Origin of the sequence: Mesorhizobium sp. SEMIA396 (assembly GCF_024518615.1) — a bacterium.
In the GTDB taxonomy this organism is placed as follows: domain Bacteria; phylum Pseudomonadota; class Alphaproteobacteria; order Rhizobiales; family Rhizobiaceae; genus Mesorhizobium.
The window spans coordinates 134712-158567 of record NZ_JANIFC010000009.1; the positions used below are offsets into that span (position 1 = coordinate 134712).

At 62.7% G+C, this 23856-nt stretch carries 23 protein-coding genes; 13 read left to right on the forward strand and 10 right to left on the reverse strand.

All coding sequences use genetic code 11. The features are described from left to right. The first annotated feature begins 7 nt into the window (after nucleotides 1-7). Nucleotides 8-991 (forward strand): lipid A biosynthesis lauroyl acyltransferase, encoded by a 984-nt coding sequence (locus NP503_RS21695; protein WP_164748868.1) that lies wholly within the window; start codon nucleotides 8-10, stop codon nucleotides 989-991. Between the two features lie 61 nt (nucleotides 992-1052). Here the strand turns inward: NP503_RS21695 and NP503_RS21700 are convergent, their stop codons facing one another. After that, nucleotides 1053-1481 carry a L,D-transpeptidase gene (locus NP503_RS21700; protein ID WP_023812266.1) on the reverse strand — a complete coding sequence of 143 codons (429 nt, stop codon included), beginning with the start codon at nucleotides 1479-1481 and terminating at the stop codon, nucleotides 1053-1055. Nucleotides 1482-1703: 222 nt separating this feature from the next. Between NP503_RS21700 and NP503_RS21705 the strand changes: the two genes are divergently transcribed. The 5 genes from NP503_RS21705 to NP503_RS21725 all read left to right on the forward strand — a co-directional run bounded on the left by NP503_RS21705 (nucleotide 1704) and on the right by NP503_RS21725 (nucleotide 8069). Next, nucleotides 1704-2984 (forward strand): acetylornithine deacetylase/succinyl-diaminopimelate desuccinylase family protein, encoded by a 1281-nt coding sequence (locus NP503_RS21705; RefSeq protein WP_127269347.1) that lies wholly within the window; start codon nucleotides 1704-1706, stop codon nucleotides 2982-2984. Between the two features lie 160 nt (nucleotides 2985-3144). Then, the gene (locus tag NP503_RS21710; RefSeq protein ID WP_127271445.1) at nucleotides 3145-4623 is read left to right on the forward strand and encodes an ABC transporter substrate-binding protein; all 1479 of its coding nucleotides are present in this window, start codon (nucleotides 3145-3147) and stop codon (nucleotides 4621-4623) included. Nucleotides 4624-4636: 13 nt separating this feature from the next. Continuing rightward, entirely contained in the window at nucleotides 4637-5584 is a 948-nt protein-coding gene (locus tag NP503_RS21715; protein WP_127269831.1) for an ABC transporter permease, read from the forward strand. After that, complete coding sequence (locus NP503_RS21720) at nucleotides 5581-6450, forward strand: ABC transporter permease (protein ID WP_127269829.1); 870 nt, start codon at nucleotides 5581-5583, stop codon at nucleotides 6448-6450. Before NP503_RS21715 ends, NP503_RS21720 begins: the two co-directional genes overlap by 4 nt. Next, a complete protein-coding gene (locus NP503_RS21725) occupies nucleotides 6447-8069 on the forward strand; it encodes an ABC transporter ATP-binding protein (RefSeq protein WP_127271448.1) in 1623 nt (540 codons plus the stop codon). The genes NP503_RS21720 and NP503_RS21725 overlap by 4 nt, the downstream gene beginning before the upstream one ends. 20 nt (nucleotides 8070-8089) lie before the next feature. Here the strand turns inward: NP503_RS21725 and NP503_RS21730 are convergent, their stop codons facing one another. Next, the gene (locus NP503_RS21730) at nucleotides 8090-8521 is read right to left on the reverse strand and encodes a TerB family tellurite resistance protein (RefSeq protein WP_127268808.1); all 432 of its coding nucleotides are present in this window, start codon (nucleotides 8519-8521) and stop codon (nucleotides 8090-8092) included. 148 nt (nucleotides 8522-8669) lie between these two features. On the opposite strand from NP503_RS21730, the gene NP503_RS21735 reads away from it, so the two are divergent. The 4 genes from NP503_RS21735 (at nucleotide 8670) to NP503_RS21750 (ending at nucleotide 11103) form a co-directional block, all read left to right on the forward strand. Beyond that, nucleotides 8670-9455, forward strand: coding sequence for a TSUP family transporter (locus NP503_RS21735; RefSeq protein ID WP_127268807.1), 786 nt, complete (start codon nucleotides 8670-8672; stop codon nucleotides 9453-9455). A 52-nt stretch (nucleotides 9456-9507) separates the two neighbouring features. After that, nucleotides 9508-9678, forward strand: a complete 171-nt coding sequence (locus NP503_RS21740; protein ID WP_127268806.1) for a hypothetical protein — start codon at nucleotides 9508-9510, stop codon at nucleotides 9676-9678. A 102-nt stretch (nucleotides 9679-9780) separates the two neighbouring features. Further along, nucleotides 9781-10611 (forward strand): AraC family transcriptional regulator, encoded by an 831-nt coding sequence (locus NP503_RS21745; RefSeq protein WP_127268805.1) that lies wholly within the window; start codon nucleotides 9781-9783, stop codon nucleotides 10609-10611. Nucleotides 10612-10683: 72 nt separating this feature from the next. After that, nucleotides 10684-11103, forward strand: coding sequence for a VOC family protein (locus tag NP503_RS21750; protein WP_127268804.1), 420 nt, complete (start codon nucleotides 10684-10686; stop codon nucleotides 11101-11103). Between the two features lie 23 nt (nucleotides 11104-11126). On the opposite strand, the gene NP503_RS21755 is transcribed toward NP503_RS21750, so the two are convergent. Both NP503_RS21755 and NP503_RS21760 read right to left on the reverse strand, forming a co-directional pair. Further along, nucleotides 11127-12602: a cobyric acid synthase gene (locus tag NP503_RS21755; protein ID WP_127268803.1), complete on the reverse strand. Its 1476-nt coding sequence runs from the start codon at nucleotides 12600-12602 to the stop codon at nucleotides 11127-11129. After that, nucleotides 12602-13216 (reverse strand): dimethylsulfonioproprionate lyase family protein, encoded by a 615-nt coding sequence (locus NP503_RS21760; protein ID WP_127268802.1) that lies wholly within the window; start codon nucleotides 13214-13216, stop codon nucleotides 12602-12604. Before NP503_RS21760 ends, NP503_RS21755 begins: the two co-directional genes overlap by 1 nt. A 136-nt stretch (nucleotides 13217-13352) precedes the next feature. On the opposite strand from NP503_RS21760, the gene NP503_RS21765 reads away from it, so the two are divergent. From NP503_RS21765 to mmsB, 3 genes are all read left to right on the forward strand, one after another. Further along, a complete protein-coding gene (locus NP503_RS21765; protein WP_127271451.1) occupies nucleotides 13353-14522 on the forward strand; it encodes an isobutyryl-CoA dehydrogenase in 1170 nt (389 codons plus the stop codon). Between the two features lie 36 nt (nucleotides 14523-14558). Further along, nucleotides 14559-14927: a four helix bundle protein gene (locus NP503_RS21770; protein ID WP_127271453.1), complete on the forward strand. Its 369-nt coding sequence runs from the start codon at nucleotides 14559-14561 to the stop codon at nucleotides 14925-14927. Between the two features lie 91 nt (nucleotides 14928-15018). Then, nucleotides 15019-15900 (forward strand): 3-hydroxyisobutyrate dehydrogenase, encoded by an 882-nt coding sequence (mmsB, locus tag NP503_RS21775; protein WP_127269795.1) that lies wholly within the window; start codon nucleotides 15019-15021, stop codon nucleotides 15898-15900. Between the two features lie 320 nt (nucleotides 15901-16220). Here mmsB and NP503_RS21780 read toward each other — a convergent pair whose 3' ends face one another. The 6 genes from NP503_RS21780 to NP503_RS21805 all read right to left on the reverse strand — a co-directional run bounded on the left by NP503_RS21780 (nucleotide 16221) and on the right by NP503_RS21805 (nucleotide 23793). After that, the gene (locus tag NP503_RS21780; protein ID WP_127269793.1) at nucleotides 16221-18656 is read right to left on the reverse strand and encodes an FAD-dependent oxidoreductase; all 2436 of its coding nucleotides are present in this window, start codon (nucleotides 18654-18656) and stop codon (nucleotides 16221-16223) included. A 193-nt stretch (nucleotides 18657-18849) separates the two neighbouring features. Further along, complete coding sequence (locus tag NP503_RS21785) at nucleotides 18850-19494, reverse strand: cytochrome c oxidase assembly factor Coa1 family protein (protein WP_127271457.1); 645 nt, start codon at nucleotides 19492-19494, stop codon at nucleotides 18850-18852. An 81-nt stretch (nucleotides 19495-19575) separates the two neighbouring features. Beyond that, entirely contained in the window at nucleotides 19576-19941 is a 366-nt protein-coding gene (locus NP503_RS21790; RefSeq protein WP_127268235.1) for a hypothetical protein, read from the reverse strand. 143 nt (nucleotides 19942-20084) lie between these two features. Further along, nucleotides 20085-21464 carry an aspartate aminotransferase family protein gene (locus tag NP503_RS21795; RefSeq protein ID WP_127268234.1) on the reverse strand — a complete coding sequence of 460 codons (1380 nt, stop codon included), beginning with the start codon at nucleotides 21462-21464 and terminating at the stop codon, nucleotides 20085-20087. Between the two features lie 47 nt (nucleotides 21465-21511). After that, entirely contained in the window at nucleotides 21512-21652 is a 141-nt protein-coding gene (locus NP503_RS21800; RefSeq protein ID WP_127268233.1) for a capsid protein, read from the reverse strand. A gap of 68 nt (nucleotides 21653-21720) precedes the next feature. Further along, nucleotides 21721-23793: a prolyl oligopeptidase family protein gene (locus NP503_RS21805; RefSeq protein WP_127268232.1), complete on the reverse strand. Its 2073-nt coding sequence runs from the start codon at nucleotides 23791-23793 to the stop codon at nucleotides 21721-21723. Nucleotides 23794-23856: the final 63 nt, after the last annotated feature.

The window sequence follows — 23856 nt, forward strand, 5'->3', positions numbered from 1 at the left end:
GACCTCTGTGTTCAAGAAGTTCCGCCGGGATCTAAAATTTCGCTACGGCAGGCAACTGCGCCAGCTCAATTACTGGCTGGTGGCGCGCGCCGCAATGATGATCATCTCGGTCCTGCGCCTGCTGCCGGCCGACAGTGCGTTGAATTTCGCCGACCGCGCCGCACGCATGGTCGGCCCCCGGGTGGGACGCCATCAGGTCGCCGTCGACAATCTGCGCAAGGCCTATCCGGAAAAGGGCGAAGCCGAGATCCAGGCGATCGCCTCAGACATGTGGGGCAACATGGCCCGTCTTGCCGCGGAATACATCTTTCTCGACGCCCTCTTCGACTATGACCCTACAGCGATCAAGCCCGGCCGCATCGAGGTCAAAGGAGCGGACCACTTCCTCGAAATCGCCAGCGAAGTGAAGCCGCACATCGTCTTTACCGGCCATCTCGGCAATTTCGAACTTCTGCCGGTGGCGGCGGCGACCTTCGGCATGAACATCACGGCGCTGTTTCGCCCACCCAACAATCCTTATCTTGCCGACTACATCCTCTCGACGCGCCGCTCGACCATGGGCTCGTTGCTGCCATCGATGGCCGGTGCCTCATTCGCCTTGGCCGGGGTCCTGGAGAACGGCGGCAACATCGGCATCCTTGTCGACCAGAAATTCTCCAGCGGACTGGAGACGACATTCTTCGGCCGTCCGTGCCAGAGCAATCGGGTGCTGGCCACCCTTGCCCGTCACTATGACTGCGACGTCTATCCGGCTCGCTGCATCAGGCTGCCAGGCAACCGCTTCCGGCTCGAAATCGAGGACAAGCTGACATTGCCGCGCACGGCTGACGGCAGCGTCGATGTCCACGCCACCACCCAGCGTCTCAACGATGTCGTCGAACGCTGGGTGCGAGAAGATCCCGGCCAGTGGATGTGGTTCCACAAAAGGTGGGAGATCAGCGGCGGGCGTCGAAAGCGGCCCTCGCAGGCAAAAGCGGTCCCGAACGCTTAAACGGAACTGCTGGCGAGGGTATTAGCCCTGCGCCAGCCGACAACAGCGAACCTGAATCTCTTCAGTTGGTGACGACAATGCGCGTATTGCCGAAACCGGCTTGCCGAACCATCGCATAGAAGGCGGCGGCATTGGTCGGGTGCAAGCGCACACAGCCATGCGATGCCGGGCGCCCGAGCTGCCTCACCGCGCCGGTGCCGTGAATGGCATAGCCGCCGCGGAAGAACACCGAATGAGGCATTGGCGACATGTCGTATTTGCGCGAATACCACATCCGCGCCGTCCGTTGCGGCCGATAGCTGCCGCGCGGCGTAATGTAACCTTTGCGCGCGGTGGAGACGCTCCACCGGTAAACCGACGCGCCATATCTGACGGTCATCGTCTGCGAAGACACGTCAATATTTGCAACGAGGCTGGCTGCCCAGCCCTGCCCCGAAGCACCGAACAGCATCGCAACAAACACGGCTGCCATGAGAACTGTCTTTTTCATGCGATCAAACCCCTTTGATTGCCCCTAACCTGCCTGCCCTCAAATTGTCTCTCATCTTTTTAATGGCAGATGAACGGGCTAACACACACACCTTGACCAATTCGCCAATCCAAAGCAGCGAATTTGAACGATTTCCCGCAATAGTTGCCGCAACGACACGCCGCACAGGCTCGATCACCAACGGGCTTGCAAAACCGCCGAGATCGCTGCTCAACTCTGGGCATGAACGAGCGACTCCTCCGGGCAATCGATGACAGGCGCGACGATGTCGTCGCGCTGACCACTGAGCTGATCCGTTTTCCGACCATCAATCCACCCGGCGAGGCCTATCGGCCATGCGCCGAATATCTCGGCGCGCGGCTGAAGAAGAGTGGTTTCGAGACCGAATTCATCCGCGCCGAAGGCACGCCCGGCGACACCGACCGCTACCCGCGCGTCAATGTCGTTGCCCGTTTCGACGGAAGATCGTCAGGCGCCTGCGTCCACTTCAACTCGCACATCGACGTGGTCGAAGCCGGCGACGGCTGGACCGTCGATCCTTTTGCCGGCATCGTCAAAGACGGCAAGGTCTATGGTCGCGGCGCCTGCGACATGAAGGGCGGACTGGCCGCCTCGATCATCGCAGCCGAAGCCTTCCTGGAAGTCTTCCCCGACTTTCCCGGCGCCATCGAAATATCCGGCACCGTCGACGAGGAGTCCGGCGGCTTCGGCGGCGTCGCCCATCTGGCCAGACTAGGCTATTTCTCAAAACCCAGGGTCGACCACGTCATCATTCCCGAGCCGCTCAACAAGGATCGCATCTGCCTCGGGCATCGCGGCGTCTGGTGGGCGGAGATCGAGACCAAGGGCGAGATCGCGCACGGCTCGATGCCGTTTCTCGGCGACAATGCGGTGCGCCACATGGGCGCCGTGCTGAGGGCTTTCGAGGACGAGCTGTTCCCTGCGCTTGACCGTAAGATGACGCGCATGCCGGTCGTGCCCGAAGGGGCAAAACGCTCGACCATGAACATCAATTCGATCCATGGCGGCCAGACCGAGGACTTCCGGCCCGGCCTGCCGTCGCCCAACGTGCCCGACTCCTGCCGGCTGACCATCGACCGTCGTTTCCTGCTGGAGGAAGATCTCGACACCGTCAAAGGCGAAGTGACCGGTATTCTCGACCGGCTAAAGCGCGAGCGGACAAAATTCGACTACGAAATCCGCGACCTGATGGAAGTGCTGCCGCTGATGACCGAGCGCGACGCCCCGGTGGTCAAGGCGGTTGCGCAAGGCATCATGGCGATCTTCGACCGCGAACCCGGCTATGTCATTTCGCCCGGCACCTACGACCAGAAGCACATTGCGCGCATCGGCCATATCTATGATTGCATCGCCTATGGGCCGGGCATTCTCGACCTCGCCCACCGGCCGGACGAATGGGTCGGGATAGCGGACATGGTAGAATCGGCCAAGGTGATGGCGATAGGGCTCAACGTGCTGCTGCGCGGCACAGCCGCGGGGTAAGGCGCACCGCGACAAGCTTCGACCTGCCGATGCAGTGGCCAGGACAAAACATTCCCGGCCACGCCAACGGGCAGAACGAAACGCAATTTACTCCGCGGCGAAATCACGCTTCTATCGCCCGGGTTCGAGCACGTGTCTGAAACGCATGGGGAGTCGCACGATGAAACTGTGGAAAACCATCCTGGCGGCCGCGGTGCTGTCGCTGGCCGCCGGCGCTTCCGCGTTTGCCGCGCGGACCGACCTGGTCATCGGCATTCCGCTCGAACCCCCGCATCTCGATCCGACCGCAGGTGCCGCCGCGGCAATCGACGAGGTTCTATATGCCAATGTGTTCGAGGGCCTGACACGCATCGGGCCCACTGGCGAGGTGCTGCCGGATCTGGCCGAAAGCTGGACCATTTCCGATGATGGAAAGGTCTACACCTTCAAGCTGCACACCGGCGTGAAATTCCATGACGGCACCGACTTCGATGCCGGCGACGTGAAATTCTCGCTCGATCGAGCCCGCGCCGAAAATTCGGTCAACGCGCAAAAGGGCCTATTCGCGGCCATCGATACGATAGACGTCGTCGATCCGGCGACCGTCAAAGTGACGCTGAAGAACCCGCAGGGATCCTTCCTCTACAATATGGGCTGGGGTGACGCGGTGATCGTGGCGCCGGAATCGGCAGAGACCAACAAGGAGAAACCGATCGGCACCGGCCCGTTCAAGTTCCAGAGCTGGGCCAAGGGATCGTCGATCACGCTGGTCAAATCGGACAATTACTGGGGCACACCGGCGTCCCTCGACAAGGCCGAATTCCGCATCGTGCCCGATGCCGCGGCCTATGTGCCGGCCCTGCTTTCCGGCGACATCCAGGCTTTCCCGTTCTTCGATGCCGACAGCCTCGCGCAGATCAAGGACGATCCGCGCTTCAAGGTGGTGATCGGCTCGACCGAGGGTGAGACCATCCTGTCGATCAACAACAAGAAGCCTCCTTTCGACAAGTTGCAGGTGAGGCAGGCGATCTCCTACGCGCTCGATCGCAAGGCGATCATCGACGGCGCCTCGGCCGGCCTCGGCCAGCCGATCGGCTCGCACATGTCGCCGGCCAGCAAGGATTATGTCGACCTCACCGGCCGCTACCAGCATGATGTCGCCAAGGCCAAGGAATTGCTGAAAGAGGCAGGCCTCGAAAACGGCTTCAAGGCGACGCTGAAACTGCCGCCGCCCGCCTATGCCCGCCTCGGTGGCGAAATCATAGCCTCACAACTTCGCGACGTCGGCATCGATCTGGAGATCATCCCGGTCGAATGGGCGCAGTGGCTGGATCAGGTGTTCACCAAGAAGGATTACGACCTGACCATCGTCTCCCACACCGAGCCCAACGACATCGATATCTATTCGCGCAAGGACTATTACTTCAACTACGACAACCCGGCCTTCGACAAGGTGATTGCCGATCTCGGCGTCACCTCCGACGAAGCCAAGCGCAAGGAATTGCTGGGGCAGGCACAGAAGATCCTGGCGGACGATGCCGTGGTCGGCTTCCTCTACGAACTGCCCAAGGTCGGCGTCTGGGACGCCAAGCTGCAAGGCCTGTGGGAAAACGCCCCGATCCAGGCCAATGATTTGACCAAGGTGAAGTGGAGCGAGTGATCCCCCACCTTCCATGACCGCCTACCTCCTAAAACGCTTCGCCGTCGCGCTCGCCACGCTGGTGCTGGCTTCCATGGTGGTGTTCGCCGTCCTGGAGATCCTGCCCGGCGATCCGGCGCGGCTGATGCTGGGCCTGAACGCCAGTGCCGATCAGGTCGAGCTGCTGCGCAACCAGATGGGCCTCAACGCGCCGCTGGCCTTGCGCTACCTGCAATGGGCCGGCGGCCTGCTCAGTCTCGATTTCGGCCGCTCCTACACCTATTCGGTGCCGGTCATCGATCTGGTGCGCGAGCGGCTTGCCGTCTCGCTGCCGCTGGCGCTGATTGCGCTTGCGCTCTCCACCATCATCGCGATTCCCGTTGGCCTGTTTTCCGCCAGCCGGCGTGGACGCGCCGGTGACACGATTTCCATGGGCGCCGCACAGCTTGGCGTTGCCGTGCCCAATTTCTGGTTCGCGCTGATGCTGATCTATGTCTTCGCCGTCTGGCTGCGGCTGGTCCCCGCCGGTGGGTTTCCCGGCTGGAGTGCTGGCATCTGGCCAGCCTTGAAATCGCTGCTGCTGCCGGCGGTCGCACTTGCCTTGCCGCAAGCCGCGATCCTGGCGCGCGTCACCCGCTCGGCGCTGATCGAGGTGCTGAACGAGGACTATATCCGCACCGCCCGCGCCAAGGGCCTGCCCTATCGCGCAGTCTTGTGGCGGCATGCACTGCGCAACGCCATGATCCCGGTGCTGACCATTCTGGGCCTGCAGTTTGCCTTCCTGCTTGCCGGCACCATCATCATTGAGAATGTCTTTTACCTGCCCGGCCTCGGCAGGCTGGTGTTCCAGGCCATCACCCAGCGCGATCTGATCGTCGTCGAAAGCGTCGTCATGCTGCTGGTCGCCGCCGTCATCGCCGTCAACCTCCTCGTCGACCTTTCCTATGCGGTTGTCGATCCGCGCTTGAGAAGCCGGCAATGACACTGCAAATCGAGATGTCAGAAGAGACGTTTGGCAACATCCTGGGCAAGGCGTTCAGGAATACCGCCTTCGTGGCCGGTTTCGTCATCACGCTGCTGATCCTGGCAATGGCTGTAGTCTCTTATGGCTGGACGCCCTACGACGTCACCAAACTGGTGATATCGGACAAGACGCAGGCACCCTCGCTGGCGCACTGGTTCGGCACCGACCATTTCGGCCGCGACATTCTGTCGATGGTCATGGTCGGGGCCCGCAATTCGATTGCCGTGGCGCTGGTCGCGGTCGGCATCGGCATGGGGGTCGGCGTGCCGCTCGGCGCCTTTGCGGCGGCACGCGGCGGCCTCGTCGACGAGGCACTGATGCGGCTGAACGACCTCGTCTTCGCCTTCCCGGCTTTGCTGTCGGCGATCATGATCACCGCCATCTTCGGGCCAGGCGCGATCAACGCCATCATCGCCATCGGCATCTTCAACATCCCGGTCTTTGCCCGTGTCGCCCGGGCCGGCGCGCTGGCGATCTGGCCGCGCGAGTTCATTCTGGCCGCGCGCGCCGCCGGCAAGAGCAGCACGCAGATCACAATCGAACATGTGCTGCCCAACATCGCCACGCTGCTCCTGGTGCAAGGCACCATCCAGTTCGCGCTGGGCATCCTAGCCGAGGCCGGGCTTTCCTATCTCGGCCTTGGCGCGCAACCGCCAATGCCGAGCTGGGGCCGCATGCTGTTCGACGCGCAGACCCGCATGGTGGTGGCGCCATGGATGGCGATCTTTCCGGGCATGGCGATCGTTGTCGCCGTGCTGGGGCTGAACCTCCTGGGCGACGGCATCGCCGACATCCTCGATCCGAAATCGCGGCGGCAGCGATGAGCCTGCTCGACATCGAGAACCTGTCGCTGACCATCGGCGACACGCAGATCCTTAAAGGAATGGAGCTTTCCGTCGCGCCCGGCGAGGTGATGGGTTTGGTCGGCGAATCCGGCTCGGGCAAGTCGATGACCGCGCTGACGGTGATGCAGCTTCTGCCCCATGCCGCGCGCGCCACCGGACGCGTCACATTCGACGGCATCGACATCCTCGCGGCAACCGAGGATCAGATGTGCGCGCTGCGCGGCGACGACATCGGCATGGTCTTCCAGGAGCCGATGACGGCGCTCAATCCGGTCAAGACCATCGGCGAACAGGTTGCCGAAGGCATACGCTGGCACACCAAGGCCAGCCGCGCCGAGGCCGAAGACCGGGCGCGAAAAATGCTCGACCGCGTCGGCCTCCCCGAAGCGAAATTCCCAATGTCGCGCTATCCGCATGAACTGTCCGGTGGCCAGCGCCAGCGCGTCGTCATCGCCATCGCCTGCGCGCTGAAGCCGAAGCTGCTGGTCGCCGACGAGCCGACGACGGCGCTCGACGTGGTGCTGCAGGCGCAGATCCTCGACCTCTTGCGCGACCTCGTCGCCGAGAGCCGCATGGGCCTGCTCCTGATCTCGCACGACCTCGCCGTGGTGACCGAGATGGCGGACCGCATCACTATCCTGCGCCGCGGCGAGGTTATGGAAGCCGGCGACACTGCGCGCACGCTGTCCGAACAGTTCCATCCCTACACGCGCCAGCTGGCGCAGGCCTCGATGCATGTGCCGGCGCGCGCCAGGCCGCATGGCATCGAGACGAGCCGACCTTTGCTTCAGGTCGAAAGCGTGACACGCGACTATCCCGGACGGCGCACCTCATTGTTCAAACGCGCGCCTGGCATCCGCGCCGTCGACGATGTCTCGCTGTCGATGGCGCCGGGTCAGTCAGTGGCGCTGGTCGGCAGATCCGGCTGCGGCAAGTCAACGCTCGCCCGCATGATCCTGGCGCTGGATCGGCCGACATCGGGCTCGATCCGGTTTCGCGGCGAGACCATCACCGGCAAAAGCGAAGCCGAGCTGAAGCCGGCTCGCCGTGACATGCAGGTCGTTTTCCAGGATCCCTACGGATCCTTCGACCCGCGTCAGAAGGTCGAAAAACTAGTCGCCGAACCCCTGCATGTGCTGGAGAAGCAGCCGACACGCACCGAGCGCCGCGAAATGGTGGCGCATGCGCTGCACGAAGTCGGCCTCGGCATCAGCGACATGGACAAATACCCGCATGAATTTTCCGGCGGCCAGCGCCAGCGCCTGTCGATCGCCCGCGCCATCATCACCCGCCCCAAGCTGGTCGTCGCCGACGAACCGGTTTCGGCGCTCGACGTCTCGATCCGCGCCCAAATCCTCGATTTGTTCGCCGAGCTCAACCAGAAGCTCGGCATCGCCTATCTCTTCATCACCCATGATTTGACCGTCGCCCGCGCCATCACGGACGAGGTGCTGGTCATGCATGACGGCAAGATCGTCGAGCGCGGCAAGACGAACGCGGTGCTCGACCACCCGCAGTCCGAGGCTGCCAAGGCGCTTGTCACCGCCGCTCCTGACTTGCACCGGGCAATCGCGAAGCGGCTGCGAGAGCAAGGCTGATCAGGAGAGAAGGCGTCCAATCACTCCTGCGGCTTCACCACATCGACCGGGCTGATGTCGAGCAGGTCGAGCGTGCGGCGCAGAAGGCGCATCTCGCTCTCGGCAAGTTGCGAATCCGCCTTGGCGATCTCCGCCATATGTTTGGCCAATTGCCGGCGCCGCTCGACATCGAGGTCGCGGAACAGTGCAATCGCCTGCGAGCCGTTGGTCTCGTAGCCGAACTCGTTGAGATATTCGATGACGCTGTCGATACTGCTTTCCGCAATGCCGAAGGCGTCCTTGCAGATGCGCCGGAAGACAACCATCTCGCTCTCGCTGACAGACCCGTCGGCCAGGATCATGCGAAACAACATCAGCAGTTCCGCCGACAGGACCGGATCGTCCGCCACCTTGCGCACACCCGGGTCGCCGTCGAATATCTGACGTATCTGGTCCAGCAATGCGAATGCCATCAGGAGCCTCTTTCCGGGTTAACCACACAAATACAAATCCAAGCGCGATGCGCTTGGATAGAGGTAGCGCGGAATCGACCTTGCGCAAACAGGGCGGCCGTGGTCGAACGCCCGATATTTCAGCCGGCCGGACACCGCCATACATCAGATGATCGACCTTAGCATCCAGACCGTCGCCATGCTCGCCTTCGCCGCCTTTGCCGCGGGCTTTGTCGATTCGATCGCCGGCGGCGGCGGGCTGATCACCGTGCCGGCGCTGCTGCTTGCCGGCTTCACGCCGGTCCAGGCGCTCGCCACCAACAAACTGCAAGGCATGTTCGGCTCGGGCTCGGCGACCATCCACTACGCATCGAAGGGTCATGTGGACCTCCGCCGGCAATTGCCGTCGGCGCTTCTGGCCCTTGTCGGAAGCGCCATCGGCGCCTTGCTGGCGACGATCGTGCCGGGTGACATTCTGCGGGCTGCCCTGCCCATCGTGCTGATCGCCATCGCGCTCTACTTCGCGTTTAAGCCCAACATGAACGACATCGATCGCGCCGAGCGGCTGTCGCCCTTCCTATTCGGACTGATCCTTGTGCCCGCGATCGGCTTCTACGATGGCCTGTTTGGACCGGGCGCAGGCTCCTTCTACATGCTGGCCTTCGTGGCGCTTGCCGGCTATGGCGTGCTCAAGGCGACGGCGCATACCAAGCTGCTCAACTTCGCCTCCAACATCGGCGGCTTCATCGTCTTCGCGGCCTTCGGCGTCGTCTACTGGAAGATTGGCCTGATGATGGGCGTTGCCCAGTTCATCGGCGCCCGCGTCGGCGCCAGCCTGGCCATGCGCATCGGCGCGAAACTGATCAAGCCGCTGCTGGTGATCGTGTGCCTGGCGCTTGCTGTGAAGCTGCTGGCCGACCCGGCGAACCCGCTGCGCGCCCTGATTGGTGTGTGATCACGCGCCCTGATAGAATGCCGCTGTTCGAATCATGTAGGAGGAGCCACACATGAATCTTAGCGCACCTACGCAGATCGTTTTTATCATTTCCGTTGTTATCGCCATCATCGGCGCACTCGCCGCGCTTGGCGTTCTTGCGTTCATTCCACTCGCATCGGTGTGGATTGTTCTTATTGCTTTCATCGTGCTTGCCGGCGGCTGCTTGATGCGCGGCGCCTGACCATTTCCCTTGAAGTGGGGACGAGGAGCGCCCGGCCAAAAGCCGGGCGCTTTTGATTCCGGCCCCGGGTCTGCTAGATTTGACTTGGCGCAAGGATGGCCGATGCCAGTCGAGATGCAACCCCAGCAAGAGCAGGACCGGTCCGTCGCCGGGCGGTTCGAGATGCGCCGGCGCCTGCCGGATCCTCGACTTCAGGGCATTGTGTCGGACATTTGCGGCTATCGCGAAATGACGCCCGGCCATATGCGCAACGTCGAATACGCGTCCCTCACCGTACCGCTGGTCATCAGCTTCGCCGAACCCTTCGCCATCGGCCTCGGCAAGGCGCCCGGCGACAATGACCGCTTCGCCAGTTTCGCCGCCGGCCTCTTTGCCGGACCGGTGCTGATCGAATCATTCGGCGGCGCCTGCTGCGTCCAGGTCAACTTCACGCCGCTTGGCGCACGCCGTTTCTTCCGCCTGCCGATGAGCGAACTGGCCGACAGCATGGTCGTCCTCGACGACGTGCTTGGCGCGCAAGGCTTGGCGCTGCGTGAAAAGCTTGGCAACGCGCCGGACTGGACGGCGCGTTTCGACATGGCCGAAGCCTTCGTCACCGCCCGTCTCGAGAATGCCGCCGAGACGCCGCTTGAAATCGCCTGGGCCTATGACCGCATCATCGCATCCGGCGGCCGGACCCGCATTGGATCAATCGCCGAAAGGCTGGGCTGGAGCCGCAAGCATCTCGCCGGCAGTTTTTCCAACGCCATCGGCATCGGCCCCAAGACGCTGTCGCGCATTGTCCGCTTCAACCGCGCGCTCGGCCTGTCGAGACAACAGACCGTCGACTGGGCCGGCATCGCCGCCGATTGCGGCTATGCCGACCAGGCGCATCTGGTGCGCGAGTTTCGCGACCTCGCCGGCGAAACGCCGACCGCGCTCTCTGTCAGGTAACATTTCTTCAAGACGCCGGAACGGTCTTTGAGCAGGGTGGGTTATCGACCAACCCAAATGAAGGAGGTTCCCATGCCAACCACCACTGAAGCGCCCCGCCTCTACCCCGCTTTGCGCTACAAGAACGCGGCAAGAATGATCGATTGGCTGGGCGAGGCTTTCGGCTTCAGCGTCCGTGCCCGCTATGGCGAAGGCGATGTCGTGCACCATGCCGAACTGGTCTTCGGCTCCTCGATGATCATGCTGGGCACGGTGCGCGACGACGACTACGGCAAGATGGTCGGCGAACCCGGCTCAGGCGGCGGCAAGTCGATCTACATTGCCGTCTACGATGCCGATGCCGCCTATGCCAAGGCCAGGAACGCCGGCGCCACGATCATCCAGGAATTAACCAACCGCGACTATGGCAGCCGCGAGTTCATCTGCCGCGACCCGGAAGGCAACGTCTGGTCCTTCGGCACCTACTGGCCGAAGGCGGGCGAAAAGGCCTGAGCCAACCTCGGGCGCTCTGCGAATTACCGAGCCAGCGCAAAGATCGCGTCGCAGTCGAGATGGGTCTCCAGCTCGGCTGCGACCTCGTCCAGCGCCCGCTCGACCTCGGCCCGGTAGTCGATGCCGCCGCCTTTGATGCCGAGGCTTTCGAGGAATCTCCCGCGAAAGCCGTCGGCGCCAAACAGGCCGTGCATATAGGTGCCGATCACCTTGCCGTCGGCCGACACCGCCCCGTCCTCGACACCATTGATGACAGCGGAAGGCCGCAGCGTATCCGGTCCGATGGTGCGGCCGAGGTGGATTTCGTAGCCTTCGAGCGGCAAGTCGAACGGCACCGAACGGGCGCTGACGTTGCGCACCGTCTTTTCCGGTTCCATCACCGTTTCGACGTCGAGGAGGCCGAGCCCTTCGGCTTCGATGACGCTGCCTTCGATGCCGTCAGGGTCGCGCACTGTGCGGCCGAGCATCTGGAAGCCGCCGCAGATACCAACGACATGGCCGCCGCGCTTGCGATGGGCCAGCAAGTCGCGATCCCATCCGTTCTCGCGGAACTTCAGCAGATCGCCGATCGTCGACTTGGAGCCTGGAATGACCACCAGCCCGGCATCGGCAGGCAATGGCTTTCCGGGCGGCACGAACACCACCTCGACCTGCGGTTCGGCCTTGAGCGGGTCGAGATCGTCGAAATTGGCGATGCGGCCAAGCACCGGCACGGCCACCTTCAGCGCGCGCGTTTCGCCAGACGCCAGCCGTTCCAGCACCACCGAATCTTCCGAAGGCAAGCGTGCCGCCGCCTTCAACCACGGAACGACGCCGAAACAGCGCCAGCCCGTGAATTTCTCGATCGACCTGATACCGTCGTCGAACAGCGAAACGTCGCCGCGAAACTTGTTGATGAGATAGCCGACGATCATCCGTCGGTCCTCTTCCGGCAGGATCAGATGCGTGCCGGCGACCGAGGCGATGACGCCGCCGCGATCGATGTCGCCGACCAGCACCACCGGCACGTCGGCGCGCGTGGCAAAGCCCATATTGGCGATGTCGCGGCTGCGAAGGTTGATCTCGGCCGGCGAGCCGGCGCCCTCGACGATGACCAGATCGGCGCCCTCGCCGATCTTGCCCCAGGAGTCCAGCACGGCGTCCATCAGCCGGCCCTTCATCGCCTGGTAGTCGCGCGCCCGCGCCTCGCCAAACACCTTGCCCTGCACGATGACCTGCGCGCCGACATCGGTCTGCGGCTTGAGCAGCACCGGGTTCATATGGACCGAGGGTGCCACACCGCAAGCGATCGCCTGCAGCCATTGCGCGCGGCCGATCTCGCCGCCGCCGGCTTTGTTGTCGCCCGGAATGTCGGCGACGGCGGCATTGTTCGACATGTTCTGCGGCTTGAATGGCCGCACCTTCAGCCCACGCTTTTTTGCCGCGCGGCAGAGGCCGGCGACCAGCACCGTCTTGCCGACATCCGAACCCGTGCCCTGCAGCATGATCGCTCTGGCCATCAGCCCCTGCCCTGCGCCACGGTTCCGGCAATATCGGATTTCTGCGCCAGTGGCCCGCCGCGCCAGATGTAGAGCGCCAGCAGTGGGTCTTTGCCGGTGCGCATGGCGTGATTGACGTTGGACGCGTGGTGGACGACCTCGCCGGCCGTGCGCATGCAAAAGCCGCTCTCGCCCATGCGCCACTCGGCGCCGCCGGTCAGCGGAATGTAGATTTCCTCGGCGACGTGGTGGTGGTCGGGATAGACGATATCGGGTCCAAGGATCAGCAGGCCGGCAGCGACCTCGTCATTGGCGAAGTGGCCTCGGGTGCCGAACACTTCCAGCCAGCCGTAATTGTCGATGAACTCTTTTCCAAAGTCCGCCTCGCCATAGGTCTGCCCCCAGCGGAAATCATTCCGATGCTCGGCAAGCAGTTGCAACAGCGGCTTGGCATCTGGCGGCGCCAGTTCGGCGGCGCGATCGAGATGGCTCAGGCAGGCGAGCGGATGCGGCTCCAGCGTGCGAGCCGGCATGTCCCAGCCGATCCGGGCCACGGCATCGCGCACCAGGGCGTGATCGACTGACGCAAGGTATGCGTGGAACTGTCCCAGCAGTTCATCGAATTTTGTCGTCACATCGTGCTCCGGGCATGCATTGGTGCACAGCCGCTCCGCGAAGGGTCGGGTTGCGCGGCGGCATCATTGGTCTAGATTGGTGCGCGCGCAAAGCCAAAAACGACAGGCCAACAGGTCGAAGATTAGGGAGCACGCCATGGACGCTGCGGTCGATGCGAGCACCAACCAGTTCGAACTCAACGAGGAGCAGCGCGCCATCCAGGAGATGGCGCAGGCCTTCGCCGCCGACCGCGTCGCGCCGAATGCGCTCGACTGGGACCGCAACAAGCATTTCCCGGCCGACGTGATCCGCGAGACCGGGCCGCTCGGCCTCGGCGGCATCTATATCAGGGACGATGTCGGCGGCTCGGCACTTGGCCGGCTCGACGCCGTGCTGATCTTCGAGGCGCTTTCGCACGCCGATCCGGCCTTTTCGTCCTTCATCTCGATCCACAACATGGTGGCGTCGATGATCGACCGTTTCGGCAATGACGAGCAGCGTCAGCGCTTCCTGCCGAAACTCACCTCGATGGAATGGCTGGCCAGCTATTGCCTGACCGAGCCCGGCTCCGGCTCCGATGCCGCGGCCCTGAAAACGCGCGCGGTCAAGAGCGGCGGCGACTATGTCCTGAACGGCACCAAGCAGTTCATCTCCGGCGCCGGCGACAGCGATGTCTATGCCGTCATGGTGCGCACCGGCACTGAGGGGCCGAAAGGCATTTCCACCATCGTCGTGCCCAGAGATGCGCCAGGCCTCTCCTTCGGCGCCAACGAGCACAAGATGGGCTGGCATATGCAGTCGACCCGCCAGGTCATCTTCGAGGATTGCAAGGTGCCGGCGGAGAACCTTTTGTCCGGCGAAGGTGCGGGTTTCGGCATCGCCATGGCCGGGCTCGACGGCGGCCGTCTGAACATCGCCGCTTGTTCGCTGGGCGGCGCGCAGTCGGCGCTCGACAAGGCGCTTTCCTACACCGCCGAGCGCAAGGCCTTCGGCTCGAAGATCAACCAGTTCCAGGCGCTGCAGTTCAGGCTGGCCGACATGGAGACCGAACTGCAGGCGGCGCGTATTTTCCTCTATGCCGCCGCCGCGAAGCTCGACCGCAAGGCGCCGGACGCCGGCAAATGGTCGGCGATGGCCAAGCGCTTCGTCACCGATACCGGCTTCAATGTCGCCAACGACGCACTGCAGCTGCTCGGCGGCTATGGCTACCTGCACGACTACGGCATCGAGAAGCTGGTGCGGGACCTGCGCGTGCACCAGATCCTCGAAGGCACCAACGAGATCATGCGCGTCATCATCGCGCGAGCATTAATTGGAAGGCAGTAGGCAGTAGGCAGTAGGCAGTAGGCAGTAGGCAGTGAGATGACCGGCAAGATCAATTCCTACAAGGATCTTATCGTGTGGCAGCAGGGGATGGATCTGGCTGTCGCCACCTATTCTTTGACCAAGGCATGGCCAAAAGAGGAATTGTATGGGTTGACCAGCCAAATCCGCCGTTCAGCAACCTCTATTCCTGCAAACATCGCCGAAGGTTATGGCCGAGACAACAGAGGTTCCTATCAGCAATTTCTGAGGATTGCCCAAGGCTCGCTGAAGGAATTCGAGACACACCTCCAGATCGCTGAACGCATTGGCCTTGCCACGCATGATCAAGCTAGTCAGTTGCTGACATCCACGGAGGGCATCGGCAAAATGCTTCGCCAGCTTATTTTCAAACTTGCACCCGAATAGACCCCTACTGCCTACTGCCTACTGCCTACTGCCTACTGCCTACTGCCTACTGCCTACTGCCTACTGTTAGCCCAAATCACGGAGCACCACTATGACGATCGCCTTCATCGGCCTAGGGAACATGGGCAATCCGATGGCCGCCAACCTGGTCAAGGCGGGGCATGCGGTGAATGGTTTCGACCTTGTGCCGGAGAACCTCAACGTCGCCAAAGAACAAGGCGTGACGATCATGGCGAATGCCTTGGCCGCGGTGAAGGATGCCGACGTGGTGATCACCATGTTGCCTGCGGGCAAGCATGTGCTGTCGGTCTATGAGGACATAGCGCTCAAGGCGAAAAAGGGCGCACTATTCATCGATTCCTCGACCATCGACGTCGAGTCAGCCCGCAAGGCCCATGCCGTCGCCAGGAAGCACGGGCTGTCGTCGATCGATGCACCGGTCTCGGGCGGCACCGGCGGTGCCGCGGCCGGCACGCTGACCTTCATGGCCGGAGGCTCCGATGACGCCTTTGCAACTGCCGAGCCGATCCTGAAGCCGATGGCCGGTCGCATCGTCCATTGCGGCGGCGACGGCGCCGGCCAGGCGGCAAAGATCTGCAACAACATGATCCTCGGCATTTCGATGATCGGTGTCGCCGAAGCCTTCGTGCTGGCGGAAAAGCTCGGCCTGTCACACCAGGCGCTGTTCGACGTCGCCTCGACCTCCTCCGGCCAGTGCTGGTCCTTGACCACCTACTGCCCGGTGCCCGGGCCGGTGCCGACTTCGCCCGCAAACAGGGACTACAACCCAGGATTTGCAGCGGCACTGATGCTGAAAGACCTGAAATTGTCCCAGGAAGCCGCGCATGGTGCGGGTGCTGTAACGCCGCTTGGTGCCGAAGCAGCCCAGCTCTATGCCTTGTTCAACGCCCAGGGACATGGCGGGGTCGATTTCTCCGGCATAATTAATTTTCTCAGGGGTAACCCAGCGTAACCCCCGGATTTTTCCGGTTTCCTTGGGTGGAAAAAGTGCAAATTTAGATTTGCTTAAGCTCTCGATAACTCCGCGGTAACGATGTCCCTATAAAACGGACTGCGAGGCGGACATATCTCATCCGCCCGGCGCTCCGGATCAGGTCTCGCGTACCGGAGCCCGTAAGTTTCGACAAGTGCCATAAGTTTCGCAAAGTGTTTGCGTAGCGAAGCGCCATGCGTATCTGGCAAAGCCGCGTTCCTGATGGAGCGCGGTTTTTGCATTTTGCCCTGCAGCACGTTTTGAGACATCGATAACCCGGAACTGTACTCCGGGATGCCTCACATGCGCCCGCGGGCGCCTTCCGGATCATAGGGCGAGTCGGCGATCACCTTGGCCGCGCGGCGCTCGCCGAGGATGGACACCTCGAGCTCGGTGCCGGGCGACACAAGTGCCAGGGGCAACAGCGCAAGTGCGATGTCGTGACCGAAAGTGTAGGAGTAGCCCGCCGAGGTGATGTGGCCGACGAGCTCGCCTTCGCGGTAAACGCCCTCGAAGGCGAACGCGCTCGCACCATCCGTATCGATCGACAACGTGGCGATCCGGCGTGTCACCTGCTTCTGTTTTGCGACCAGTGCCGCGCGGCCGATGAAGTCCCCTTTGTCGAGGCTGATGAATCGGTCGAGGCCGCTTTCCCAGGCTGACAATTCGGGGTTCATGTCGCGATACATGGCGCGGTAGGATTTATCGAGACGAAGCGATTCCAGCGCTTGAAGTCCGGCCAGCCTCAGCCCGTGTGCCTCTCCCGATGCCAGGAGCGCATCCAGCAAATGCCGCTGATAGCAGAGAGGATGATAGAGTTCCCATCCCAGTTCGCCCGAATAGTTGACGCGCAGGAGCCGTACGTCGCTGGCCATGCCGACGGTGCCGGACTGCACGCTGAACCATGGAAAGGCTTCATTGGAGAGGTCGATCTCCGTCAGCGGCTGCAATATGTCGCGCGCCTTCGGCCCCACCACCGTGAAGCTGCCGCGATCCTCCGTGACGTTGCGCAGATGCACGCTGCCGTCCTTCGGCAACAGCCGGCTGAGATCGTCAAGGTTCCAGCGCTCGGCGCGCGGCGTCGATATGAGATAGAACAGCTCGCTCTGCAGCCGCGCCACCACATATTCGGCCTGCACGCAGCCGGCCGGCGTCAGGTGATGGGCAAGAGCTACGCGACCGGGACGAGGCAGCCTGTTGGCCAGGATTCCGTCGAGCCAGTCCTTGGCGCCCGGCCCGCTAACCTCGAACTTGGTCATGGGAGTCATCTCGACCAGCCCAACGGCCTGGCGGACAGCCTGAACCTCCGCGGCGACGTGGTTCCCTTTGGGGGTCCAGCGCCAGCTGTAGACATTGCGCGCTTCGACACCGGCAGGCGCAAACCAGCTCGGCATCTCCCAGCCGTTCAACACGTCCCACACCGCGCCGAGCTGGCTTAGGCGATCATAGGACGGGGCCGTTTTCTGCGGTCGCGCCGCCGGCATGTCCTGGCCAGGATAGTGCTGTGCGGCGTGGGTGCCCCAGGCTTCCCGGACCTTTGCCCGGGTCCAGTTTTTGTTTGCATAGTGGCCGAACCGACGGGGATCCAGCTCCGTCGTGTCGATGCTGTTGCCGCCCTCCACGATCCGTTCGGAGAGGTAATAGCCAATCGCACCGCCCCAAAGGATGCCTCCCGGCACCCCTTCGGCGAGCCAGACATTCTCCAGACCCCACGCCTGTCCCATCAGCGGCAGTTCATCGGCCGTCATCTGGAAAGGTCCTCGCACATTCCGCTTGATGCCGGCGCGTCCGAGCGCGGGGACCAGTTCGGTCGCACGTTCCCAGTTCCAGGACACGGCATCGAAATCCTCATCGAGCAGATCGGCGCCGAACCATTCCGGGACGCCGTTTTCAGCGAACAGCTTGAGCTGCTCGGTGCGCTCGTAGGGACCGAACATCAGCCCGTCGCCTTCTTCGCGCAGATAGCCCTCGTAACCCTCGTCCCTGAGGATCGGCATTTCCGGAAGACCAAGCCGCTTGCGTTCCACAATTTCGGGGACCGCCTCGGTGATCCAGTACTGATGCAGGATCGGGATCGCGGGAATGTCCAGGCCAAGCATGGCGCCGGTCTGGCGGGCGTAATTGCCTGTTGCAAGGATGACATGTTCACAGACGATCTCGCCGCGTGAGGTCTTGACCCTCCACTCGCCGCTCGGCATGCGTTCGAAGCCCACAACCTCGGTATCGAGATGGATCTTCGCGCCACGGTCGCGTGCACCCTTGGCCATGGCCTGGGTGACATCGGCGGGTGCAATGTGGCCGTCATCGGGATGATAAAGGGCACCCAGCATGCTGTTGTTGTCGAGCAGCGGCCAGATTTCTCGCGCTTCCGCGGGCGATACGATCCGGGCCCGCACACCCTGGACCTCGGCAACGTCCATGTAGCTTCTGTACTCGTCCAGCCTGTCGCGCGTGTTGGCAATGCGCAGCTGGCCGCATTTGTGCCAGCCGACGTTCTGGCCCGTCTCCGCCTCCAGCCCCTCATAGATTTCGATCGACCTGGCGATCATGCGGCCGACATTGCGGCTGCGCGCGTAAGAAGGGATGAGCCCCGCGGCATGCCATGTCGACCCGGCCGTAAGCTGCGTTCGCTCCAGCAATGCCACATCGGTCCAGCCGCGCTTTGCCAGGCCGTAGAGAATGCCTGCACCCACACAGCCGCCACCGACCACGACCGCACGAAAGGAACTCACCATATGCGCGTGCCCTTGTATGAAATTGCCACCGGTCCACATGAACGCATGCGCATACTGTCAGACAGCATCCGGCTTTTCAGCATATTTCCTTGTCTGGAACGCAGCAGTGGTCACCCGACTGTTGGGCCACAAAGCCGGCCGAACTGTCAGCCTTCGCGCCCGCGTTTAGGCTGCTTCTTTGCGTTTTGCCCTGCTATATTCCGATTGCAGCATTCGGGATCGGGACATGATCTTCGTTGATCAGCACGATCGGCGCGTCGGCTCCTTCGACCCTGACGACCAGCAGGCGCAGGCTCCATGTGCCGGCTGTCCGGACAGCGGTCGAGTAGGCCGTGCCCTTGCCCTTGGCGCCGTGGACCGGAATGCCGAACTGGGCGTCGCCGGCCCCATTCGCATTGACGTTGAGATGGCCGCCGACCCAGAAACTGTCGGTCAAATCATCACCCAACGCCGCCTTGACGCGGTCGTCGGCGCGAAGCCTGTCCATCGTCATGTGGTAGGCATCGCTGCCTTTCAGGACGTAGGGAATGCTGCCCACCATCGTCGCGCAGCCGCCAATCCCGACAACCCAGACGGCAAGGCCGGCGATTGCCCAGTTGCGTTGCGTCTTGCGAAACTGTTCCGCGTCGCGCCAGGCGCGGTTCTGCCAGGCCCAGCGGCTGCCGCGTGCGCCCAGCACGATGATCATGATGATGTTGACGACAGGGATCAGCGCCAGTAACGCGATGAAAGTGCTGTTGCCGATGCCCCAGATCCAGTTGAGGAAGAAAGCGCCCCAGTTCCAGCGGTCGAGTTCGGCTGGAATTTCAGCCGGCTGGTTGAGCGGTTGTCCGGCCATCGTGTCCCCCATCGGTGACGTACCGACTGATTCTAGCGCATGAGCCCGTCAATGCGCAAAATCAAAGTTCTGCAACTTCTGTCAGGTCTTGTTGGATAGCCGGCGAAAATTCGCTTTCACGGCACGGCTTGCCGGCTTCAGCGCGGCGCTGATCGAGCGCTCCGCCGCGACCCCGTTGAACAGCGATGGCGTGCGGCCGGAAAAGATTTCCGGCCAGAACCGCGATGCCGATTGCAGGAAGGACATTTGCGCCGCAAACACGCCTTCGGCCATAGCGGCGGTCTTCTCGTTTACCGCACGCGCGGTCTCCGTGCTCCATGGCTGACTGCTCCCGCCATCCATGGCCATCAACGGCAGCCGCATCATCGCCACCAGCGGCGCCAGCATCAGGTCGCCGCCGATGCTGGCCGCTTCTTGCGTCCGTCGGCTCTTGCCGGTCTTTCTCATGGAAACAAAACCCCTTGTCGCGGCCGAATCAGCCGCAGCCCCACACACTACGCGCTTGTAGTGGAATTCGTTCGCTCCCCGCGTCAGCATGGCCTCAAGGCTGGGCGCTCCCGCCGAGGAGCGCCCAGCCGAGGGGTCGAGTTCTACCGCTTGCGCAGGTCGGCTTGCGCCAGATCCAACGCCTTCGAGATGCGATCGCAGGCCATATCGATCGTATCACGGGTCCAGATCAACGGCGGCGACAGGATCATCGTGTCACCGGTGGCGCGCAGCATCATGCCGTGCGCGATGGCATGATCCCGCACGGTTACCGCCGCACTTCCAGCCGGCAGGAACCGCTCCTTGGTCGCCTTGTCCTTGACGATCTCGATCGCGCCCATCAGTCCGATCGAACGCACCTCGCCGACCAGATCATGTCCGGCGATGCGCTCCTGCAACGCCTTGGCGAAGTAAGGGCCGGTGTCGTTCCGGACGCGGTCGACCAGCCCTTCGCGCTCGATGATCTCGAGGTTCTTCAGCGCCACGGCGCAGGCCACCGGGTGGCCGGAATAGGTGTAGCCGTGATTGAACTCGCCGCCCTTCTCGACCAGCGTCGAGGCGATGCGGTCGCCGACCAGCAATGCCGACAGCGGCTGATAGCCCGAGGTCAGAGCCTTGGCGGTGGTGATCGTATCGGGCTCGATACCGAGCGTCTGGGCAGCGAACCACTCGCCGGTGCGGCCATAGCCGGTGATGACCTCGTCCAGCATCAGCAGGACATCGTATTTGCGGCAGATGCGCTGCACTTCCGGCCAGTAGCTCGCCGGCGGTATCTTCACGCCACCGGCCCCCATGACCGGCTCGCCGATAAAGGCGGCAACCTTGTCGGCGCCGGCTTCGAGGATCGCCTCCTCGACAGCCCCGGCCGCGCGCAGGCCGAAATCATGGTCGCTCTCTCCCGGCAGCGCCAGTTCATAGGCGTAGGGCATCATCACATGGACGATGTTGGGCACCGCACCGTTGAGCTGCTTGTGCATACCATCCATGCCGCCGAGCGAGGTGCCGGCAACGGTCGAGCCGTGATAGGCCATCTTGCGCGAGATGATGCGGTTCTTCTCCGGCTGGCCTTCCAGCACCCAATAGTGGCGCACGAGACGCAGTGCCGTGTCGTTGGCCTCCGAGCCCGACGAACCATAGAACACCTGGTTGACGTGCTTTGGCGCGATCTCCGCCAGCTTCTTGGACAGCAGCACTGGCGTCGGCGTCGAGCATTTGAAGAAGGAGTTGTAATAAGGCAGTTCCTTCATCTGGGCATAGGCGGCCTCGGCCAGCTCGTCACGGCCATAGCCGATGTTGACGCACCACAGCCCGGCCATGCCATCGAGGATTTCAGCCCCCTCGGAATCGTAGATAAAAGGGCCATTGGCATGGGTGATGATGCGCGACCCGGCCCCGCGCATTTCCTTGTGGTCGGTGAACGGATGCAGATGATGCGCGGCGTCGATCTGCTGAAGCTGCTTCAGCGAATAATTCTGATAGGTCATGTCTGATCTTCCCTCTGGATTCTATCCGGCAAGCCGGGGCGAATGCTTCAGAGGCAGAGAGGTGGCGAATAGCCGATGCGGGCGCACAGCCGCAAAAGCTCGGCGCGCAGCGTACGCGGTGACGGCGTCACCGCGACCCGCAATGCGCGAGCCTCAAATGCGCCAACCAACATCCTGACGAGAGCCATGGCTGGCACCTTAGAGCAAAGGCTGGTCGAGGAGAACCACCCTTTGCTTGGCCCATAACGGAATGAGTCTAGGCCTTGGCTGTCAGCGCCCTCTGCAGGAAGACATATTTCATCGCCGTCTGCGCCGCCTGCGGCCGGCGGTCGCCACGCCCGCCATGACCACCCTCGGTCTCCTCGAAGAACAGCGTCCTGGCATGGCCGGCTTCCTGCAGGCGGGCGGCCATCTTACGCGCATGGCCGGGATGGACCCGATCGTCAGCGGTCGATGTGGTCAGCAGCACCGGCGGATAGGCGGCAGCGGCGTCGACATGCTGGTAGGGCGAGTAGGCTGAAAGCCATTTCGCGTCTTCGGGTTTCGACGGATCGCCATATTCGGCCATCCACGAGGCGCCAGGCGGCAATTCGGCGTAACGCAGCATGTCGAGCAGCGGCACCTCGATGATGACGGCGCCGAATAGCTCGGGATGCTGCGTCAAGGAAACGCCGGTCAGCAAGCCGCCATTCGAACCACCCTGGATGCCGAGTGAGCTTGCTGTCGCGATGCCGCGCTTGACGACGTCCTGCGCGACCGCTGCGAAATCGTCGAATCCGTTTTGGCGATTGCCCTTGAGCGCCGCTTGATGCCAGGCCGGGCCGAACTCGCCGCCGCCGCGGATGCAGGCCTGCACATAGGCATTGCCCTTTTCCAGCCATAGCCTCCCGCGCACGCCGGCATAGCCGGGCAGCAGCGGCACTTCGAAACCGCCATAGCCGTAAAGCAGCGTCGGCACCGGCCCCTTCTGATCGCGCCGCCTGACGACAAAATAAGGGATCATCGTGCCGTCCTTGGAGCGCGCCTCGAACTGTTCCGAGATGAGCGGCGAGGCATCGAAACGCGCCGGCTGCGACTTCACGGTAGCGAGCGTCTCGCCATTGTCGTCAGACCAGATGATCGCACTCGGGGTCAGGAAATCGGTGAAGGAAAAGGACACGGTCGAGCCGAACTGCTCGGCATGGCTGATGCCGACATTGCCATTTTCGGGCAGCGCCACCGGTTTCAGCGACCAGTTGCCATCCTTGCGCTCGCAGACGACGACCTTGCCGCGCACATTGTCCATCAGGCTGATGAACAGCCGGTCCTGCGTGCGGGCCATGCCGGCGATGGAAACGCGATATGCCGGCTCGAACAAGGTTTCGACAGATCCGAGCGCGCCGGTCTCGACCCAGTGCGCCAGATCCAGCGAATAGAGGCCGTCGGGCTTGCAAACCGTGCCGTCGGGCGACGTCCATGGACTGCGCACGCCGAACACGAGCTGATCCCTGAATATTGCCGTATCGGTCATGTCGTCCGGTAGCGGCAGCTGTTTGTTTTCGCCGGAAGGCAGCCGAAGGAAGATGTGCGAAGCGAAGAAATTCAGCGTTCGAGCCAGGACCAGATAGCGTCTGTCACCGTCGTACTCGACAGCGGCACCAACGGCGAGATCCTCTTTCTGCGCCTCGAAGATCGGCGTCGCGTCTTCCAGCTTGGTATCGCGCTTCCACAGCTTTATGACTCGCGGATAGCCGGACTCGGTCTTGTCGGCCTCGTCGAAAGCGGCGGAAACAATCACGGTGTCCTTATCCAGCCAGCTGAAGCCCGACTTGGAAGCGGGCGCGCGAAACCCACCGTGGACAAACGACTTGGTCGCAATGTCGAACTCGCGCATCTCGCTCGCGTCACCGCCATCCGGCGACATCGAGACAAGGCAAAGGTTGAAGTCCGGATAGAGCCGGCTGGCGCCGCTGAACACCCATTTGATCCCCTCCTTCGCCGCAAGCTGGTCGAAGTCGACGATTGTTTCCCAGTCGGGTTTCTCGGTCTTGTAGGAAGCGACCGTCGTGCGGCGCCAGAGGCCGAGCACATTGGTCTTGTCCTGCCAGAAATTGTAGACATGGCCTTTCAACGCAGCGCCGACCGCAATGTTGTCCTCGGCCGTCATCAGGTCGAGCGCGGTCTGGAACGACGCCTGGTAGGACGGATCGCCCTGCAATTCACCAACCGTGATCTCGTTCTGGCGATGTACCCAGTCCAATGACTGTATGGCTGTCCTGTCCTCCAGCCAGAGAAAGGGATCGTCGGTCGAGAGGGTGGAATTCGGCGTCTGGGTGGAAGGCTTGGTCATGAGGTCTCCGATAAACGCGTTGCTTTGAAAAAGCCAACGCGGATAGGCCGTATCGATATTCAC

What these genes read in the sequence shown, in the direction of transcription:
- NP503_RS21700 (WP_023812266.1), bottom strand. Translation starts at nt 1,481, where the DNA reads ATGAAAAAGACAGTTCTCATGGCAGCCGTGTTTGTTGCGATGCTGTTC.
- NP503_RS21705 (WP_127269347.1), top strand. Translation starts at nt 1,704, where the DNA reads ATGAACGAGCGACTCCTCCGGGCAATCGATGACAGGCGCGACGATGTC.
- NP503_RS21710 (WP_127271445.1), top strand. Translation starts at nt 3,145, where the DNA reads ATGAAACTGTGGAAAACCATCCTGGCGGCCGCGGTGCTGTCGCTGGCC.
- NP503_RS21715 (WP_127269831.1), top strand. Translation starts at nt 4,637, where the DNA reads ATGACCGCCTACCTCCTAAAACGCTTCGCCGTCGCGCTCGCCACGCTG.
- NP503_RS21720 (WP_127269829.1), top strand. Translation starts at nt 5,581, where the DNA reads ATGACACTGCAAATCGAGATGTCAGAAGAGACGTTTGGCAACATCCTG.
- NP503_RS21725 (WP_127271448.1), top strand. Translation starts at nt 6,447, where the DNA reads ATGAGCCTGCTCGACATCGAGAACCTGTCGCTGACCATCGGCGACACG.
- NP503_RS21730 (WP_127268808.1), bottom strand. Translation starts at nt 8,521, where the DNA reads ATGGCATTCGCATTGCTGGACCAGATACGTCAGATATTCGACGGCGAC.
- NP503_RS21735 (WP_127268807.1), top strand. Translation starts at nt 8,670, where the DNA reads ATGATCGACCTTAGCATCCAGACCGTCGCCATGCTCGCCTTCGCCGCC.
- NP503_RS21740 (WP_127268806.1), top strand. Translation starts at nt 9,508, where the DNA reads ATGAATCTTAGCGCACCTACGCAGATCGTTTTTATCATTTCCGTTGTT.
- NP503_RS21745 (WP_127268805.1), top strand. Translation starts at nt 9,781, where the DNA reads ATGCCAGTCGAGATGCAACCCCAGCAAGAGCAGGACCGGTCCGTCGCC.
- NP503_RS21750 (WP_127268804.1), top strand. Translation starts at nt 10,684, where the DNA reads ATGCCAACCACCACTGAAGCGCCCCGCCTCTACCCCGCTTTGCGCTAC.
- NP503_RS21755 (WP_127268803.1), bottom strand. Translation starts at nt 12,602, where the DNA reads ATGGCCAGAGCGATCATGCTGCAGGGCACGGGTTCGGATGTCGGCAAG.
- NP503_RS21765 (WP_127271451.1), top strand. Translation starts at nt 13,353, where the DNA reads ATGGACGCTGCGGTCGATGCGAGCACCAACCAGTTCGAACTCAACGAG.
- NP503_RS21770 (WP_127271453.1), top strand. Translation starts at nt 14,559, where the DNA reads ATGACCGGCAAGATCAATTCCTACAAGGATCTTATCGTGTGGCAGCAG.
- mmsB (WP_127269795.1), top strand. Translation starts at nt 15,019, where the DNA reads ATGACGATCGCCTTCATCGGCCTAGGGAACATGGGCAATCCGATGGCC.
- NP503_RS21780 (WP_127269793.1), bottom strand. Translation starts at nt 18,656, where the DNA reads ATGGTGAGTTCCTTTCGTGCGGTCGTGGTCGGTGGCGGCTGTGTGGGT.
- NP503_RS21785 (WP_127271457.1), bottom strand. Translation starts at nt 19,494, where the DNA reads ATGGCCGGACAACCGCTCAACCAGCCGGCTGAAATTCCAGCCGAACTC.
- NP503_RS21790 (WP_127268235.1), bottom strand. Translation starts at nt 19,941, where the DNA reads ATGAGAAAGACCGGCAAGAGCCGACGGACGCAAGAAGCGGCCAGCATC.
- NP503_RS21795 (WP_127268234.1), bottom strand. Translation starts at nt 21,464, where the DNA reads ATGACCTATCAGAATTATTCGCTGAAGCAGCTTCAGCAGATCGACGCC.
- NP503_RS21800 (WP_127268233.1), bottom strand. Translation starts at nt 21,652, where the DNA reads ATGGCTCTCGTCAGGATGTTGGTTGGCGCATTTGAGGCTCGCGCATTG.
- NP503_RS21805 (WP_127268232.1), bottom strand. Translation starts at nt 23,793, where the DNA reads ATGACCAAGCCTTCCACCCAGACGCCGAATTCCACCCTCTCGACCGAC.